Here is a 16409-nt window from a genome sequence, read left to right on the forward strand (position 1 = left end):
CCGGTCTCAGCTGACGGAGGCCGGCCCGGTGTCCGCCGGACCCGGTCGCGCCGCAGCGCCCGACGGGTAGCGGTGGCCCGCCCCGTCCACCACCCTGGCCAGCATCTCCCGGGTGTACTCCGGGTCGAAGTCGCCCCCGGTGAGCAGCACCTGGAGGCTGATCCCGTCCAGCAGGGCCGTGAGCGCCCGTGCGGTGGCACGGTCGGTGCGATCGGCGATCAGTACGGCCAGGGCGTCGGCCCACTCGGCGGCGACCGGCTGCAGGGCGGGCCGGCGCAGGGCCGCGAGATACAGCTCGTACTCCAACGCGAGCGGACCGCGCCCCGCCGCGAACCACTCCCCCAGCAGTCGGGTGAGCTCGTCGGCGAGCGGGACCGCCGGATCGGAGAAGTACGGGCTCTCCCGCACCGTCCTGGCGAAGCTCTCGTTGCACCGGCGGAGGGCGGCGACCAGCAGCTCGTCGAGCGAGGCGAAGTGGTACGTCGTCGAGCCGAGCGGGACGTCGGCCTCGGCGGCGACCGTGCGATGGCTGAGTCCTCCGATGCCCCGGTTCGCGACGACACGGATCGCGGCGTCGATGATGCGTTCACGCCGCTTTGGGTCGTACCGCCGGACCATCAGTGCGCTCCTCCGAGGTTGAGGACGACGACCCCCGCGATGACCAGCGCGATGCCGGCGAGCTTGGCGAGGCCCGCCGGTTCACCCATCCAGAGCATGCCGATGGCGGCGACCGCCGCGGTGCCCACCCCGGCCCAGATGGCGTAGGCCGTGCCGATCGAGAGCGTCTTGAGGGTCTGGGCGAGCAGCGCGAAGGCCAGCACGTAGCCCAGGACGCTGACGACCGATGGCCACAGCCGGGTGAATCCCTCGCTGTACTTCATGGCCGTCGTGCCGGCCACCTCCGCCGCGATGGCCGCGGCCAGCAGTCCGTATCCCATGCGTACAAGCGTACACAGCGTTGCGTACAGCTGTACACACCGCAGGTGCACCCCTGCCCCCGCGCCCGGGGCGGGGCAGGGATGTCCCGGGCGCTACGGTGTCCGCACCGGTAGGACCGGCAGACGAACAGACCGTACGAACAACGGAGCAGTGGTGGCGCAGGACGCAGGGTGGGGCGGGGGCGCCTACGGGGGCGCACCGAACGGCGGGGGGCCGCACGGCGGAGGGCCGTACGGTGGGCAGCCGGGATGGGGCGGCTGGGCGCCGCCACCGAAGCCGGGGGTCATACCCCTCGCCCCGCTGACGCTGGGGGACGTGCTGGGCGGGGCGTTCTCGACCATGGGCAGGTACTGGAAACAGGTGCTCGGCCTGGCCGCCGCCCTCTACGGCGGTGCCGCGCTCCTGATGGCGGCGGCTGTGGCCATCGCCTACTCCGCCGTCTCCGACCGCCTGGAGCGGGTCGTCTCGCTCGACTACGCCGAGGAGGCCTCGTCCGCGGACGTCGCTCCGCTCGTGATCGCGGGCTGTGTCCTGGTGCTGCTGGGCATCGGCACCATGGCGATCGTCTCCGGCCTGGTGTACGCCGCGGTCCCCACCGTGCTGCAGGAGGCGGTCCTGGGCAGGACGGTCACCGTCGCCGCGGTGTGGCGCAGGGCCTGGGCCCGCGTGTTCCCCGTGATCGGCGCCCTGATCCTCACGGGCCTGGTCGCGATGGTGCCCGTGGTGCTCCTCACAGTGGCCCTCTTCACGGCGATCGTCAGCCTCATCACCATGGCCGACGGTGGCGGCCCGGCCATCGCCATCAGCCTGGGCGTCATCGGTGCCCTGATCACCGGGCCGCTGGCGGTCTGGCTCTGGGTGAAGGTCTGCCTGGCACCGGCGGCCGTGGTCTTCGAGGGCCAGGGGCCCGTCGCCGCGCTGCGCCGCTCGGCCCAGCTGGTGCGCGGCGACTGGTGGCGGATCTTCGGCATCATCCTGCTGGCCGGTCTGATGGCCGCCGTGGCCGGCTACGTCGTCCAGATACCGTTCTCGGTCCTCGGCGTGTTCCCCGGCATGATCGGGAGCGCGTCGCTGGAGGACGACCCGAGCCCAGCGGCCGTCGTGGTCGCGATGAGCGGCTATCTGATCGCGTCGCTGCTGGGCGGGCTGGTGAGCCAGATCATCTCGGCGACGTTCCCGCAGCTGGTGACGGGCCTGCTCTACGTCGACCGGCGGATCCGGACGGAGAACCTGGGCCCGGCCCTGGCCGAGGCCGCAGGCGTCCCCGCACAGGGCCCCTACCCGCCGCCGCCGTACGGGGGCGGCGCACCGCAGTGGTGACCGGACCCGTCACCGCCCGGTGACGCCGGGCCCGGTTGCGGAGCCGCCGAAAGGCAACGGGGCGACACGCGTGACGGCTCCCGGCACAGAGCCGGGAGCCGTCGGCGAAGGCGTGGGTCAGACGTTGAAGCCGAGCGCGCGGAGCTGCTCACGGCCGTCGTCGGTGATCTTGTCCGGGCCCCACGGCGGCATCCAGACCCAGTTGATCCGCAGCTCGTTGACGATGCCGTCCGTCGCGGACTTCGCCTGGTCCTCGATGACATCGGTCAGCGGACAGGCCGCGGACGTCAGGGTCATGTCGAGGGTGGCGATGTTGGCGTCGTCGACGTGAATGCCGTAGATCAGGCCGAGGTTGACCACGTCGATGCCCAGCTCGGGGTCGACCACGTCGTACAGGGCCTCGCGGACCTCCTCCTCGGAGGCCGGCTTGGTGGTGAGAGTCTCGTTGTCGCTCATGCCGTCTTCCCTTCGGACAGCGCCTGCGCCGTCGCGTCCTTCCACGCCATCCAACTCAGCAGCGCGCACTTGACCCGGGCCGGGTACTTGGAGACGCCGGCGAACGCGACCGCGTCCTCCAGCACCTCCTCCATCGTGTCGTCCGGCTCCAGCTGACCCTTGGACTGCATCAGTTCCAGGAAGGTCTCCTGGATCTTCCGCGCCTCGCCGAGCTGCTTGCCCACCAGCAGTTCGTTGAGCACGGAGGCGCTGGCCTGGCTGATGGAGCAGCCCTGACCCTCGTAACTGACGTCGGCGATGGTCTCGCCGTCGTACTTCACGCGGAGCGTGATCTCGTCGCCGCACGTCGGGTTGACGTGGTGCACCTCGGCGTCGCCGTCCCGCAGGCCACGCCCGTGGGGGTGCTTGTAGTGGTCCAGGATCACTTCCTGGTACATGGAGTCAAGCTTCACCAGTCAACCCTCGCCCTTAACCGAAAAAGTTCCGCACGTGCTCCAGGCCGTCCACCAGGGCGTCGACCTCGGCGGGCGTGGAGTACAGATAGAACGACGCCCGCGTCGTCGCAGGAATTCCGTACCGCAGGCACACCGGCCGCGCACAGTGGTGGCCGACCCGGACCGCGATGCCCTGCTCGTCGAGCACCTGACCCACGTCGTGCGGGTGGATGTCGCCAAGCGTGAAGGAGATCGTCGCGCCCCGGTCCTCGGCCGTGGACGGGCCGATGATCCGGAGGTCGGGGACCTCCAGGAGCCTGCGCACCGCGTACTCGGTGATCGCCTGCTCATGGCGGTGGACGTTCTCCATGCCGATGGCCGAGAGGTAGTCCACGGCCGCGCCGAGGCCGACGGCCTGCGCGATCGGGGGCGTTCCCGCCTCGAACTTGTGCGGCGCGGGGGCGTACGTCGACGAGTGCATCGACACGGTCTCGATCATCTCGCCGCCGCCGAGGAACGGCGGCAGGTCCTCCAGGAGCTCCTGCCGGCCCCAGAGGACGCCGATGCCGGTCGGGCCGACCATCTTGTGACCGGTGAAGGCCACGAAGTCGGCCTGCAGCGCCTGCACGTCGAGCACCATGTGCGGGGCGGCCTGCGAGGCGTCGATGCAGACCAGCGCGCCGACCTGCTGGGCACGCCGGACGATCGTCTCGACCGGGTTGATCGTGCCCATGATGTTGGAGACCAGCGTGAAGGAGACGATCTTCGTCTTCTCCGTGATGATCTCGTCGATGTTGGACAGGTCGAGCCGGCCGTCGTCGGTGATGCCGAACCACTTCAGCTTCGCGCCGGTGCGCTGCGAGAGCAGCTGCCACGGCACGATGTTGGAGTGGTGCTCCATCTCCGTGGTGACGATCTCGGTGTCGCTGTCGACCCGGTAGGGCTCGTCCGCCCAGCCCAGCATGTTGGCGACGAGGTTGAGCGACTCCGAGGCGTTCTTGGTGAAGATCACCTCGTTGCGGCTGGGTGCGTTGATGAAGGCCGCGACCTTGTCGCGAGCGCCCTCGTACAGCGCGGTGGCCTCCTCCGCGATGGTGTACACACCGCGGTGGACGTTGGCGTTGTGCCGCTCGTAGTACTCACTGAGGGCGTCGAGCACCTGCCGCGGCTTCTGCGAGGTCGCCGCACTGTCCAGGTACACGATCTTCTTGCCGTCGTGGACCGTGCGGTCCAGGATCGGGAAGTCCTTGCGGATCGCCTCGGTGTCGAGGAGGCCGGAGAGCCCCTGTCGGGCGTCAGTCACGCGGAAGCGCCACCCTTCGTGTAGGCCTCGTAGCCCTCGTTCTCCAGCGTGTCGGCCAGCTCGGCACCGCCGGAGGCGGCGATCCGGCCGTTGGCGAAGACGTGCACGTAGTCGGGCTTGATGTACTTGAGGATGCGGGTGTAGTGGGTGATCAGCAGGGTGCCGACCTCGCCGGTCTCGCGCACCCGGTTGACGCCCTCGGAGACCGTCTTCAGCGCGTCGACGTCGAGGCCGGAGTCGGTCTCGTCGAGGATCGCGATCTTCGGCTTGAGCAGCTCCAGCTGGAGGATCTCGTGGCGCTTCTTCTCGCCGCCGGAGAAGCCCTCGTTGACGTTGCGCTCGGCGAAGGCGGGGTCCATCTGGAGCCCGGCCATCGTCTCCTTGACCTCCTTCACCCACGTCCGCAGCTTGGGGGCCTCGCCGCGGACGGCGGTGGCGGAGGTGCGCAGGAAGTTGGAGACCGAGACACCGGGGATCTCCACCGGGTACTGCATGGCGAGGAACAGGCCGGCGCGGGCCCGCTCGTCGACGGACATCTCCAGGACGTCCTCGCCGTCCAGGGTCACCGTGCCACTCGTGATCGTGTACTTGGGGTGACCCGCGAGCGAGTAGGCGAGGGTGGACTTGCCGGACCCGTTCGGGCCCATGATGGCGTGCGTCTCGCCCTGCTTCACGGTCAGGTCGACGCCCTTGAGGATCTCCTTCGTGGCGTTGTCGGCCTCGACGGAGACGTGCAGGTCGCGGATTTCAAGCGTTGCCATGGGTGACTCAGGACTCCTGGGTGACGGAGACGAGCACATCGTCCCCTTCGATCTTTACGGGGTATACGGGGACGGGGCGCGTCGCGGGAAGACCGGACGGCTTGCCGGTGCGGAGGTCGAAGCTCGATCCGTGCAGCCAGCACTCGATCGCGCAGTCCTCCACCTCGCCCTCCGACAGCGAGACGTTCGCGTGCGAGCAGATGTCGTTGATCGCGAACACCTCGCCCTCGGTGCGGACGAGGGAGACCGGCGTGCCGTCGAGCTCCACCCTCTTGGGGGTGTCGTCCTCCAGCTCGCTCAGCGCACAGGCTTTGACGAAGGCCATCTCAGACCGACGCCTTCAGCTCGGCCTCGATCTTGTCGAGGAGCCGGGCCTCGACGTCCGGCAGACCGATCTGCTGGACCAGCTCGGCGAAGAAGCCGCGCACGACGAGCCGGCGGGCCTCCTCGGCGGGGATACCGCGGGACTGGAGGTAGAACAGCTGCTCGTCGTCGAAGCGGCCGGTCGCCGAGGCGTGGCCTGCTCCGACGATCTCGCCGGTCTCGATCTCCAGGTTCGGCACCGAGTCGACACGGGCACCGTCGGTGAGGACCAGGTTGCGGTTCATCTCGTAGGTGTCGGTGCCCTCGGCGGCGGCCTGGATGAGCACGTCGCCGATCCACACGGCGTGGGCGTCGTCGCCCTGGAGGGCGCCCTTGTACACCGCGTTGGACTTGCAGTGCGGGGTGTTGTGGTCGACCAGGAGACGGTGCTCCTGGTGCTGGCCCTTGTCGGTGAAGTACAGACCGAAGAGCTCGGCCTCGCCGCCGGTGGCGGCGTAGGCGACCCGCGGGTGCAGGCGGACGAGGTCCCCGCCGAACGTCACGACGACCGACTTGAACGAGGCGTCGCGGCCGACCAGCGCGTTGTGCTGGCCGACGTGGACGGCCGTGTCGTCCCAGTCCTGGACGGAGACGACGGTCAGTTTGGCGCCGTCGCCCAGGACGTAGTCGACGTTGGCGGCGAGCACGGCGTCACCGGTGTGGTCGATGACGACGACGGCCTCGGCGAAGGCACCCAGCTCGATGACCTGGTGGCCGTAGGCCACGCCGCCCTCACCGTGCACCGCGATCCGGACCGGTTCGGTGAGCACGGCCTCCTTGGCGACCGTGACGACCGAGGCGTGCTGGAAGGACGAGTACGCCTGGGCGGCGACCCGGTCGACCGGCGTTCCGGCCCTGCCGAGTCGCGCGTCGTCGCGGCCGACGGTCTCGACCGTGACGCCGGAGGGCGCCTCGACGACGACCTTGACCCCGTCACCGGTGGCGACGGCGGTGCCGTTGTGCAGGCCGCGCAGCCGCTCCAGCGGGGTGAACCGCCACTCCTCCTCGCGGCCGTGCGGGACCGGGAAGTCCGCGACGTCGAAGGACGGGGGGGCGCTCATGCGCGTGGCGACGGTGGACTCGGCCGCCACCGCGACGGACCCGGCGGTGGTGGAGCCCGCAGGGATGTTCAAAGCCTCAGCCATGGCTGTCGTGGTGCTCGCTTTCTCAGTCAAGGAACTCTCGGGTCGATCGGCGGACGGCGCGCGGCCGTGCTAGCCGACCGAACCCTCCATCTGCAGCTCGATCAGCCGGTTGAGCTCCAGGGCGTACTCCATCGGCAGCTCCTTGGCGATCGGCTCGACGAAGCCGCGCACGATCATCGCCATGGCCTCGAACTCGGTCATCCCGCGGCTCATCAGGTAGAAGAGCTGGTCCTCGGAGACCTTGGAGACCGTCGCCTCGTGACCCATCGACACGTCGTCCTCACGGACGTCGACGTAGGGATAGGTGTCGGAGCGGGAGATCGTGTCCACGAGCAGCGCGTCGCACAGCACGTTGGACTTGGCGCCCGGCGCGCCCTCGCCGATCTCGATGAGACCGCGGTAAGAGGTGCGGCCGCCGCCTCGCGCCACCGACTTGGAGACGATGTTGGAGGAGGTGTTCGGTGCCATGTGGACCATCTTGGCGCCGGCGTCCTGGTGCTGGCCCTCGCCCGCGAAGGCGATGGACAGGGTCTCGCCCTTGGCGTGCTCGCCCATCAGGTAGACGGCCGGGTACTTCATGGTGACCTTGGAGCCGATGTTGCCGTCGACCCACTCCATGGTCGCGCCCTCGTACGCCACGGCGCGCTTGGTGACGAGGTTGTAGACGTTGTTCGACCAGTTCTGGATGGTCGTGTAGCGGCAGCGGCCGCCCTTCTTCACGATGATCTCGACGACCGCGGAGTGCAGCGAGTCCGAGGAGTAGATCGGCGCCGTGCAGCCCTCGACGTAGTGGACGTAGGCGTCCTCGTCGACGATGATCAGCGTCCGCTCGAACTGGCCCATGTTCTCCGTGTTGATACGGAAGTAGGCCTGGAGCGGGATCTCGACGTGCACACCCTTCGGCACGTAGATGAAGGAGCCGCCGGACCACACCGCGGAGTTCAGCGACGCGAACTTGTTGTCCCCGACGGGGATGACGGTGCCGAAGTACTCCCTGAAGAGCTCCGGGTGCTCCTTGAGCGCGGTGTCGGTGTCCATGAAGATGACACCCTGCGACTCGAGCTCCTCGTTGATCTGGTGGTAGACCACCTCGGACTCGTACTGCGCGGCGACACCGGCGACGAGGCGCTGCTTCTCCGCCTCGGGGATGCCGAGCTTGTCGTACGTGTTCTTGATGTCCTCGGGCAGGTCCTCCCAGGACTCCGCCTGCTTCTCGGTGGACCGCACGAAGTACTTGATGTTGTCGAAGTCGATGCCCGAGAGGTCGGAGCCCCAGTTCGGCATGGGCTTCTTGCCGAAGAGCTTCAGGCCCTTGAGACGGAGCTTCAGCATCCACTCCGGCTCGTTCTTCTTCTCCGAGATGTCGCGGACGACAGCTTCGGACAGGCCGCGCTTCGCCGCCGCGCCTGCCGCGTCGGAGTCGGCCCAGCCGAATTCGTACGTGCCCAGGCCATCGAGCTCAGGGTGGGCAGTCTCCGTAGGGAGCGTCATGCGGGGTTCCTCCCGGCCGTACTTGCAGATGCTGAATGAGTGGTCTGTGAAACCTGTGGTGCCGTGGGGCTGCTGCGCGGAACGAACGTCGTGCACACACCGTCGCCGTGGGCGAGGGTGGCGAGACGCTGCACATGGGTCCCGAGCAGGCTGGAGAAGAATTCCGTCTCCGCCTCGCACAGCTGCGGGAACTGCTCGGCTACGTGCGCGACCGGGCAGTGGTGCTGGCAGAGCTGCTCGCCCCGCTGAGAGCCCGGAGCGCTACGCGCCGTAGCAGCGTACCCGTCGGCCGACAAGGCCTTGGCCAAGGCCTCGGTGCGCGCCTCGGGGTCCGCGGACTCGATCACGGCCCGGTACTTCTCGGACTGCGCGGCCATCCTGGCGCGGGCGAAGGCGACGAGCGCCTCGTCCCCCGCCGACTCGGCGATCCAGCGCAGCGCGTCGGCCGCGAGCTTGTCGTAGGACTGGTCGAACGCGTCCCGGCCGCAGTCGGTGAGGGCGAAGACCTTGGCCGGACGGCCACGGGTCCGCGCTCCGTACACCCGCTGTTCGCGGGCCTCGACCACGTCGTCGGACATGAGGGTGTCGAGGTGCCGGCGCACGGCGGCCTGTGTCAGACCGACGCGCTTCGCCAGATCGGCGGCGGTGGACGGGCCGTGATCCAGGATGGAGCGCGCGACCCGGTTGCGCGTCGAACGCTCACCGGTCGCGAGTTCCTCCTGGGGAGCCTCGCCAACGTATTTCACAACGCCATTGTTGCGTAATTCCTCCGGGCGTGACAACCCGCCTCGGCACCGGGCCCGGTGCCGTTCATCACTTAGGTAAACCTAAATTGACCTGCGGAAACGGGCGATCACCGGAGGTGACCGCAGGTGGGCGCCCTGCGGCCCGGTCGGCGGCCGGACCTCCCGCGACACCGCGAGGACGTGCCGTGACGACGTCGGGAACCCGGCGCGCCGGGCCCTTCTCCCGCCCGCCTAGACTTGCCCGCCATGAGCAGTGAGCCCGTCGTACAGGCCAGGGGCCTGGTCAAGCGGTACGGCACGAAGACGGCGGTGGACGGCCTCGATCTGGAGGTCTCGGCGGGCGCGGTGACCGCGGTCCTCGGGCCGAACGGCGCCGGGAAGACCACCACGATCGAGACGTGCGAGGGTTACCGGCGGCCGGACGGCGGGACCGTGCGGGTCCTCGGCCTCGACCCCGTAGCCGACGCGGCGGCGCTCCGTCCGCGCATCGGCGTGATGCTGCAGTCCGGCGGTGTCTACCCGGGTGCCCGCGCCGACGAGATGCTGCGCCACACGGCGAAGCTCCACGCCCATCCGCTGGACGTCGGCGCGCTCGTCGAACGGCTCGGACTCGGCAGCTGCGGCCGGACCACCTACCGCCGGCTCTCCGGCGGTCAGCAGCAGCGCCTCGCGCTGGCCATGGCGGTCGTCGGCCGCCCCGAGCTGGTCTTCCTGGACGAGCCGACCGCGGGTCTCGACCCGCAGGCCCGCCGGGCGACCTGGGACCTGATCCGGGAGCTGCGGACCGACGGGGTGTCCGTCGTCCTCACGACGCACTTCATGGACGAGGCCGAGGAGCTCGCCGACGACGTGGCCGTGATCGACGCCGGGCGGGTCGTCGCCCAGGGCAGCCCGGAGCGGCTTCGACGCGGCGGCGCCGAGAACACCCTGCGCTTCACCGGCCGCCCCGGACTGGACCTCGGCTCGCTGCTGAAGGCGCTGCCCCACGGCAGCGGTGCGGCCGAGCCGGCCACCGGCGCCTACCGCATCACCGGGCGGATCGACCCGGAGCTGCTCGCGACCGTCACCTCCTGGTGCGCGCAGCACGGCGTGATGCCGGACGGCATCGCGGTCGAGCGGCGCACCCTGGAGGACGTCTTTTTGGAACTGACCGGCAAGGAGCTGCGCGCATGAGCGCCGGTACGTACACCCCGCGCCCCGGCGCCGCACCGCTGTCCCGCATGATCGCCGCGCAGGCCGCGCTGGAGACGCGGATGCTGCTGCGCAACGGCGAGCAGCTGCTGCTGACGGTGGTCATCCCGACGCTGCTGCTCGTGCTGTTCAGCGCCGTCGACATCGTCGACACGGGCGCCGGTGAGCCGGTCGACTTCCTGACACCCGGCGTCCTCGCGCTCGCGGTGATGTCGACGGCCTTCACGGGCCAGGCCATCGCGACGGGATTCGAGCGGCGCTACGGAGTGCTCAAGCGGCTGGGCGCCTCTCCGCTGCCCCGCTGGGGTCTGATGGCGGCGAAGACCCTCTCCGTGCTGGTCACGGAGGTGCTGCAGATCGTCCTGCTGACGGTGATCGCCTTCGCGCTGGGCTGGTCGCCGCAGGGTGGCCCGTTCCCCGCGCTGCTGCTCCTGGTGCTGGGCACCGTGGCCTTCTCCGGGCTCGGGCTGCTGATGGCGGGGACGCTGAAGGCCGAGGCGACGCTGGCGGCCGCCAACCTCGTCTTCCTGCTGCTGCTGGTCGGCGGCGGGGTCATCGTGCCACTGGACAGGTTCCCCGACGCCGCGCAGTCGGTGCTGGGTCTGCTGCCTATCTCCGCGCTGTCGGGCGGACTGCGGGACGTCCTCCAGCACGGCACGGCGATGCCCTGGGGCGACGCGGCGGTCCTGGCCGTGTGGTCGCTGCTGGGGCTGGGCGCCGCGGCCCGGTTCTTCCGCTGGGAGTGAGCGGAGGGCGACCGCGGGATGTCCGGGGTCGGCCGGAATGCCCACCCCTCGTGAAATCATGCACAAGCCGTTCCCTACGATAGGGCGCGTGGAAACCCCCATCTCCTACATCGCCAGGCGCTGGACTCCGTCGGTGAAGACGGCCAGGCGCGCCGCGCTCACCGCGGTCGCGATGACCGTGTTCATCATCGTCACCGGCGGCGCGGTCCGGCTGACCGGTTCCGGTCTCGGCTGCGACACCTGGCCGAAGTGCACCGACGACAGCCTCTTCGCGACGCCCGAGCAGGGGCTGCACGGCGCCATCGAGTTCGGCAACCGGATGCTCACCTACGTCCTGTCGGCCGCGGTCGGCTGGGCGATCATCGCGGCCCGCTCCGTGAAACCCCGGCGGCGTGGTCTCACCCGCCTGGCCTGGTCGCAGTTCTGGCTGGTGATGGGGAACGCGGTCATCGGCGGGATCACGGTCTGGGCCGGCCTCAACCCGTGGTCGGTGGCCGGGCACTTCCTGCTCGCCAACTGTCTGCTCACCGTGGCCGTGCTCACCTGGGTGCGGATCGGCGAGGGCGACGGCGCGGCACGCCCGCGCGCCCCGCGCCCGGTGCGGCAGCTCGCCTGGGCCGTCGTGGCCACCACCGTCGTCCTGATCGTGCTCGGCACCACCGTGACCGGCTCCGGCAAGCACGCCGGCGACAGCAGCGACGTCCCCCGCATGCCGTGGGACTGGAGCGCCGCCGCCCACGTCCACGCAATCGCCGCATGGGTCGTCTGCGCCCTGGCCGTCGCGATGTGGTTCGCCCTGCGCGTCGTCGACGCCCCCGCCGACACCCGTGCCCGCGCCCGTGACCTGCTGATCGTGCTGCTGGCGCAGGGCGCCATCGGATACGTGCAGTACTTCAGTGACGTACCCGAGGTCCTGGTCGGCATCCACATGTTCGGCTCGGCCCTGCTGTGGATCGCGGTGCTGCGTCTGCTGCTGTCGCTGCGCGAGCGCCCGGTGGCCGCCGCCGGAATTCCCGCACCGACGGCCGGCGACCTGCCGGAGCACGCCGCCGTCCGCTGAGCAAGAGCGCCTTCCCGGCTCGGTTCGCCCGGCGTTTCGGCCATGTGGGACCGCACCCCTGGACGGACAGCGCCCCGCCCTCCATCCTGGTCCCGGTCACCGACCGCGCGTCCGTCCGGGGGAGGGTGGGGCAATGGGATCGGGCTCGTGCTCCGGGGAACACCGCATGAACTGCTTCCACGAGAAGAGCTGGCCCGTGGCCGCCTTCCCGGACCGCGCCCAGCCCCTGCGCCGCGACGAGCTCCCCGCGGTCCCGACCGGTGCGCCGGTGCTGATCGTGGTCGCCGCGGTGCTGCTGCTGGTCGCCGACTTCTCCTGGAAGCTGGTCGGACTCGAACTGCTGCTCGTCCCCGTCCTGGTCCTGATGGCGCGCGGACGCATACGCGCGAGACTCGGGAAACGCGAGAGGGCCGCGAAGTTCGCCGAGCGCGCGTACGCGCCCGCGGGCAGCGGCCGGGCGGGCGCCGACATCCGGCACTGCTCCGGCTGCACGCGCGTCCTCGTACGCGACAAGGACACCGACTCCCCGGCCGACTACTCCTCCCCCACCGACGCCGACGGCTGGGCGGCCTGGGCCCGCCTGGGCGGCGCGGAACTGGCGCCGGCCCCCCGGCCCGTCGAGCAGGGACCCGAGAAGCCCTAGGTGTTGTCGTTGGACGGGCCGCCGACCTGGATGCCCGCCATCCGGGACCACTCGTACGGGCCGGTGCGGACCTTGGCCGCGAACTCGCCGTCGAAGTCCTCGTGGACCGTGATGCCCGCCTTCCGCACGGCGCTCTCGGCGACGGCGTAGGAGGGCGCGACCAGGTCGCCCCAGCCGCCGTCCTCGCCGACCAGCACGATGCGGGTGCCCGTCTGCCCGAGGTGGGCGAGCTGCCCCTCGGCGCCGCCGTGCGCCTTGGCGAAGGCACCGATCTGCTTGGCGAGCTTCGCGGCCCTGCGCTCCGCGCGGGCCGCCTGCTTGCTGTCGTGCGTCTGCTGGGTCTGAGGCTCTGCCGTCTCTGCCATGGACAGGATGCTACCGACGGGTAGACGAACGGGCGACGGGCGGGGGCGTGGCATCGGCCACGTCCCCGCCCGTCGGCGGATCCAGGGTGCGTGCGGGACTACCTCAGGAAGGGGTCCACAGCGACGGCGACGAAGAGGAACGACACGTAGGTGATGGACCAGTGGAACAGCCGCATCTCCTTGAGCTTGGCGCCCGTCACACCGGACTTCGCCCGGTTCTGCAGACCGTGCGCCTCCCAGAGCCAGAAGCCGCCGGCCAGCAGTGCCACCGCCGTGTAGAACCAGCCGGTGTAGCCCAGGGGGGTCAGCAGCAGCGAGACGCCGACCATCACCCAGCTGTAGACGACGATCTGGCGGGCGACCACACGGTTGGAGGCGACGACCGGGAGCATCGGGACGCCGACGCGGGCGTAGTCGTCCTTGACCTTCATCGACAGCGGCCAGTAGTGCGGCGGCGTCCAGAAGAACATGACGGCGAAAAGTACGACCGGCGCCCAGGACATCGAATTGGTGACGGCGGACCAGCCGATGAGCACGGGCATGCAGCCCGCGATTCCGCCCCAGACGATGTTCTGCGAGGTACGGCGCTTCAGCAGCATCGTGTAGACGACGACATAGAACAGAAGTGCGCCGAGCGCGAGAGCGGCCGAGAGCCAGTTGACGAGCAGTCCGAACCAGACCGTGGAAATCACCGCGAGGGCGATTCCGAAGGCGAGGCACTCCCGGGGGCTCACCATCCCGGTGACCAGCGGGCGCTGGGACGTACGGTCCATCAGCGCGTCGATGTCACGGTCGATATACATGTTGAGCGCATTGGCACCGCCCGCGGAGAGAAATCCGCCGATGGTGGTGGTGACCACGAGCCAAAGATCGGGCACGCCCTGAGCCGCGAGGAACATCACCGGAACGGTGGTGATCAGCAGCAACTCGATGATGCGCGGCTTGGTAAGAGCCACGAATGCCTTGATGCGGGCCCCGAACGGGCGTTGGCCCACTGGGCTCGGAGTCAAGGCGACCCCTGCGGGTCGGGACTCGACGGCCGTCACGCACACCCCTGACAGAGAAATCCCAGCAAGCTCCGGGCCTGAAGGCCCGGTAAAGACTTGCGCGAACCAGACCACTGTAGACGTTGGGCATACGCCGCCCTTCGCGGGGGTGGGGTCGTGTTGGGGTGGCGCAGAAGTGAACGACGGCGCTCATACGGGAGGCGAACTCCGCAGGTCGCCCGCACTGTGGAAAGGGCAGAAGTACGGCCTTGCGACGGGGGTAGGCTCGACAATGCCCGGTGCGGTAACCAGTCACCGGTTTACGAACAGTGGAGAGGAGCCCTGACTCAGGGTGAGCACCAAGCCGACCACCACAGACCTCCAGTGGACCGAATTGGACCAGCGGGCCGTGGACACCGTCCGCGTCCTCGCCGCGGACGCCGTACAGAAGGTCGGAAACGGCCACCCGGGTACGGCGATGAGCCTCGCTCCTGCCGCGTACACCCTTTTCCAGAAGGTGATGCGGCACGACCCGGCGGACGCGGAGTGGACCGGACGCGACCGGTTCGTGCTGTCCGCGGGCCACTCCAGCCTGACGCTGTACATCCAGCTCTACCTCGCCGGATACGGCCTGGAGCTGGACGACCTCAAGGCGTTCCGCACCTGGGGTTCCAAGACGCCCGGTCACCCGGAGTACGGCCACACCACCGGTGTCGAGACGACGACCGGCCCGCTGGGCCAGGGCGTCGCCAACGCCGTGGGCATGGCAATGGCCTCCCGCTACGAGCGTGGCCTCTTCGACCCGCAGGCGGCCCCGGGCACCTCCCCGTTCGACCACACCGTCTGGGTCATCGCCGGCGACGGCTGCCTCCAGGAGGGCATCTCGGCCGAGGCGTCCTCGCTCGCCGGCCACCAGAAGCTCGGCAACCTGGTGCTGCTGTGGGACGACAACCACATCTCGATCGAGGGCGACACGGAGACCGCGGTCTCCGAGGACACCCTGAAGCGCTACGAGTCCTACGGCTGGCACGTCCAGCGTGTGGACCAGCTGCCCAGCGGCGACCTGGACCCCGAGGGTCTGCACCGCGCGCTCCTGGCCGCCAAGGCCGAGACGGAGCGCCCGTCGTTCATCGCGGCCCGCTCGATCATCGCCTGGCCCGCCCCGAACGCCCAGAACACCGAGGCCGCGCACGGCTCGGCGCTCGGCGACGACGAGATCGCCGCCACCAAGCGGGTGCTCGGCTTCGACCCCGAGAAGACCTTCGAGGTCTCCGACGAGGTCATCTCCCACACCCGTGAGGCGCTGGACCGCGGCCGCGAGGCCAAGGCCGAGTGGGAGAAGGGCTTCGCCGCGTGGCGCACCGCCAACCCGGAGCGCGCCGCCGACTTCGACCGGATCGCCGCCGGCGAGCTGCCCGCGGGCTGGGAGGAGAAGCTCCCCGTCTTCGAGGCCGGCCACGGTGTCGCCACGCGTGCCGCCTCCGGCAAGGTCCTGCAGGCACTCGGTGGTGTCATCCCCGAGCTGTGGGGCGGCTCCGCCGACCTCGCGGGCTCGAACAACACCACGATCGACAAGACGTCGTCGTTCCTCCCGGCCGGCAACCCGCTGCCCGAGGCCGACCCGTACGGCCGGACGATCCACTTCGGCATCCGCGAGCACGCCATGGCCGCGGCCATGAACGGCATCGCGCTGCACGGCAACACCCGCGTCTACGGCGGCACCTTCCTGGTGTTCTCCGACTACATGCGTAACGCCGTCCGGCTCTCCGCACTGATGCACCTGCCGGTGACGTACGTGTGGACGCACGACTCGGTCGGCCTCGGCGAGGACGGCCCGACGCACCAGCCGGTCGAGCACCTGGCCTCGCTGCGTGCCATCCCGGGCCTCAACGTCGTCCGTCCGGGCGACGCCAACGAGACGGCCATCGCCTGGCGCGAGATCCTCAAGCGGGGCAAGAAGGACTACGGCACGAGCGCCCCGCACGGTCTGGCGCTGTCCCGCCAGGGCCTGCCCACCTACCCGGCGAACGAGAACGCCGCCAAGGGCGGTTACGTGCTCTTCGACGCCGAGGGCGGCGAGGCGCAGGCCGTTCTGATCGCCACGGGTTCAGAGGTCCAGCTGGCCGTCGAGGCCCGCGACGAGCTCCAGGCGGCCGGTGTGCCGACCCGGGTGGTCTCGATGCCGTGTGTCGAGTGGTTCGAGGAGCAGGACAAGGGTTACAAGGACAGCGTGCTGCCGCCGTCCGTGAAGGCACGGGTCGCCGTCGAGGCGGGCATCGGCCTCACCTGGCACCGGTACGTGGGCGACGCGGGCCGGATCGTCTCGCTGGAGCACTTCGGCGCGTCGGCCGACGCCAAGGTCCTCTTCCGCGAGTTCGGCTTCACCGCCGCGCACGTGGCGGAAGCCGCCCGGGAATCTCTCGCCGCCGCTGCGCGCTGACGCGGTTATACGACTAGTAG

18 protein-coding genes are annotated in these 16409 nt (G+C 70.0%); 6 read left to right on the plus strand and 12 right to left on the minus strand.

All coding sequences use genetic code 11. The features are described 5' to 3' along the window. Positions 1-6 precede the first annotated feature (6 nt). Together JOC24_RS08255 and JOC24_RS08260 are read right to left on the minus strand one after the other, a co-directional pair. On the minus strand, positions 7-618 hold the full coding sequence (locus tag JOC24_RS08255; protein WP_205019475.1) for a TetR/AcrR family transcriptional regulator: 612 nt from the start codon (positions 616-618) through the stop codon (positions 7-9). Then, a complete protein-coding gene (locus JOC24_RS08260) occupies positions 618-938 on the minus strand; it encodes a DMT family transporter (protein WP_205019476.1) in 321 nt (106 codons plus the stop codon). Before JOC24_RS08260 ends, JOC24_RS08255 begins: the two co-directional genes overlap by 1 nt. Positions 939-1092: 154 nt before the next feature. On the opposite strand from JOC24_RS08260, the gene JOC24_RS08265 reads away from it, so the two are divergent. Next, the gene (locus JOC24_RS08265) at positions 1093-2259 is read left to right on the plus strand and encodes a DUF7847 domain-containing protein (RefSeq protein ID WP_205019477.1); all 1167 of its coding nucleotides are present in this window, start codon (positions 1093-1095) and stop codon (positions 2257-2259) included. A gap of 117 nt (positions 2260-2376) precedes the next feature. Here the strand turns inward: JOC24_RS08265 and JOC24_RS08270 are convergent, their stop codons facing one another. The 8 genes from JOC24_RS08270 to JOC24_RS08305 form a co-directional block, all read right to left on the minus strand. Beyond that, entirely contained in the window at positions 2377-2715 is a 339-nt protein-coding gene (locus JOC24_RS08270) for a metal-sulfur cluster assembly factor (RefSeq protein WP_056783575.1), read from the minus strand. Next, positions 2712-3167, minus strand: coding sequence for a Fe-S cluster assembly sulfur transfer protein SufU (gene sufU / locus JOC24_RS08275; RefSeq protein WP_307792653.1), 456 nt, complete (start codon positions 3165-3167; stop codon positions 2712-2714). The genes JOC24_RS08270 and sufU overlap by 4 nt, the downstream gene beginning before the upstream one ends. 16 nt (positions 3168-3183) lie before the next feature. Next, on the minus strand, positions 3184-4452 hold the full coding sequence (locus JOC24_RS08280) for a cysteine desulfurase (protein WP_205019478.1): 1269 nt from the start codon (positions 4450-4452) through the stop codon (positions 3184-3186). After that, complete coding sequence (gene sufC, locus JOC24_RS08285) at positions 4449-5213, minus strand: Fe-S cluster assembly ATPase SufC (protein WP_205019479.1); 765 nt, start codon at positions 5211-5213, stop codon at positions 4449-4451. The genes JOC24_RS08280 and sufC overlap by 4 nt, the downstream gene beginning before the upstream one ends. 7 nt (positions 5214-5220) lie before the next feature. After that, positions 5221-5538 (minus strand): bifunctional 3-phenylpropionate/cinnamic acid dioxygenase ferredoxin subunit, encoded by a 318-nt coding sequence (locus JOC24_RS08290; RefSeq protein WP_205019480.1) that lies wholly within the window; start codon positions 5536-5538, stop codon positions 5221-5223. A 1-nt stretch (position 5539) separates the two neighbouring features. After that, complete coding sequence (gene sufD / locus JOC24_RS08295) at positions 5540-6721, minus strand: Fe-S cluster assembly protein SufD (RefSeq protein WP_205019481.1); 1182 nt, start codon at positions 6719-6721, stop codon at positions 5540-5542. A 69-nt stretch (positions 6722-6790) separates the two neighbouring features. After that, positions 6791-8212 carry a Fe-S cluster assembly protein SufB gene (gene sufB / locus JOC24_RS08300; protein ID WP_205019482.1) on the minus strand — a complete coding sequence of 474 codons (1422 nt, stop codon included), beginning with the start codon at positions 8210-8212 and terminating at the stop codon, positions 6791-6793. Beyond that, the gene (locus JOC24_RS08305; protein ID WP_205019483.1) at positions 8209-8958 is read right to left on the minus strand and encodes a helix-turn-helix transcriptional regulator; all 750 of its coding nucleotides are present in this window, start codon (positions 8956-8958) and stop codon (positions 8209-8211) included. The genes sufB and JOC24_RS08305 overlap by 4 nt, the downstream gene beginning before the upstream one ends. Positions 8959-9204: 246 nt before the next feature. On the opposite strand from JOC24_RS08305, the gene JOC24_RS08310 reads away from it, so the two are divergent. From JOC24_RS08310 to JOC24_RS08325, 4 genes are all read left to right on the plus strand, one after another. Then, positions 9205-10131, plus strand: a complete 927-nt coding sequence (locus tag JOC24_RS08310; RefSeq protein WP_205019484.1) for an ABC transporter ATP-binding protein — start codon at positions 9205-9207, stop codon at positions 10129-10131. Beyond that, on the plus strand, positions 10128-10895 hold the full coding sequence (locus JOC24_RS08315) for an ABC transporter permease (RefSeq protein WP_205019485.1): 768 nt from the start codon (positions 10128-10130) through the stop codon (positions 10893-10895). Before JOC24_RS08310 ends, JOC24_RS08315 begins: the two co-directional genes overlap by 4 nt. Positions 10896-10974: 79 nt before the next feature. Beyond that, positions 10975-11955 carry a COX15/CtaA family protein gene (locus JOC24_RS08320; RefSeq protein ID WP_205019999.1) on the plus strand — a complete coding sequence of 327 codons (981 nt, stop codon included), beginning with the start codon at positions 10975-10977 and terminating at the stop codon, positions 11953-11955. Positions 11956-12121: 166 nt separating this feature from the next. Then, positions 12122-12598, plus strand: a complete 477-nt coding sequence (locus tag JOC24_RS08325) for a hypothetical protein (protein ID WP_205019486.1) — start codon at positions 12122-12124, stop codon at positions 12596-12598. Here the strand turns inward: JOC24_RS08325 and JOC24_RS08330 are convergent. Together JOC24_RS08330 and JOC24_RS08335 are read right to left on the minus strand one after the other, a co-directional pair. Continuing rightward, positions 12595-12963: a hypothetical protein gene (locus JOC24_RS08330; RefSeq protein WP_205019487.1), complete on the minus strand. Its 369-nt coding sequence runs from the start codon at positions 12961-12963 to the stop codon at positions 12595-12597. The two genes, JOC24_RS08325 and JOC24_RS08330, sit on opposite strands and share 4 nt — an antisense overlap. A gap of 98 nt (positions 12964-13061) precedes the next feature. Beyond that, on the minus strand, positions 13062-14015 hold the full coding sequence (locus tag JOC24_RS08335) for a heme o synthase (RefSeq protein ID WP_205019488.1): 954 nt from the start codon (positions 14013-14015) through the stop codon (positions 13062-13064). Positions 14016-14301: 286 nt separating this feature from the next. Between JOC24_RS08335 and tkt the strand changes: the two genes are divergently transcribed. Next, positions 14302-16389 (plus strand): transketolase, encoded by a 2088-nt coding sequence (gene tkt, locus JOC24_RS08340; RefSeq protein WP_205019489.1) that lies wholly within the window; start codon positions 14302-14304, stop codon positions 16387-16389. The last annotated feature ends 20 nt before the right edge of the window (positions 16390-16409 follow it).

It is taken from the genome of Streptomyces sp. HB132 (genome assembly GCF_016909575.1).
GTDB lineage: Bacteria > Actinomycetota > Actinomycetes > Streptomycetales > Streptomycetaceae > Streptomyces.

Coding starts and splice junctions, on each gene's coding strand:
- sufB (WP_205019482.1), bottom strand. CDS start 8,212: ATGACGCTCCCTACGGAGACTGCCCACCCTGAGCTCGATGGCCTGGGC.
- JOC24_RS08270 (WP_056783575.1), bottom strand. CDS start 2,715: ATGAGCGACAACGAGACTCTCACCACCAAGCCGGCCTCCGAGGAGGAG.
- JOC24_RS08330 (WP_205019487.1), bottom strand. CDS start 12,963: ATGGCAGAGACGGCAGAGCCTCAGACCCAGCAGACGCACGACAGCAAG.
- JOC24_RS08255 (WP_205019475.1), bottom strand. CDS start 618: ATGGTCCGGCGGTACGACCCAAAGCGGCGTGAACGCATCATCGACGCC.
- JOC24_RS08290 (WP_205019480.1), bottom strand. CDS start 5,538: ATGGCCTTCGTCAAAGCCTGTGCGCTGAGCGAGCTGGAGGACGACACC.
- sufC (WP_205019479.1), bottom strand. CDS start 5,213: ATGGCAACGCTTGAAATCCGCGACCTGCACGTCTCCGTCGAGGCCGAC.
- sufD (WP_205019481.1), bottom strand. CDS start 6,721: ATGGCTGAGGCTTTGAACATCCCTGCGGGCTCCACCACCGCCGGGTCC.
- JOC24_RS08260 (WP_205019476.1), bottom strand. CDS start 938: ATGGGATACGGACTGCTGGCCGCGGCCATCGCGGCGGAGGTGGCCGGC.
- JOC24_RS08310 (WP_205019484.1), top strand. CDS start 9,205: ATGAGCAGTGAGCCCGTCGTACAGGCCAGGGGCCTGGTCAAGCGGTAC.
- JOC24_RS08315 (WP_205019485.1), top strand. CDS start 10,128: ATGAGCGCCGGTACGTACACCCCGCGCCCCGGCGCCGCACCGCTGTCC.
- JOC24_RS08325 (WP_205019486.1), top strand. CDS start 12,122: ATGAACTGCTTCCACGAGAAGAGCTGGCCCGTGGCCGCCTTCCCGGAC.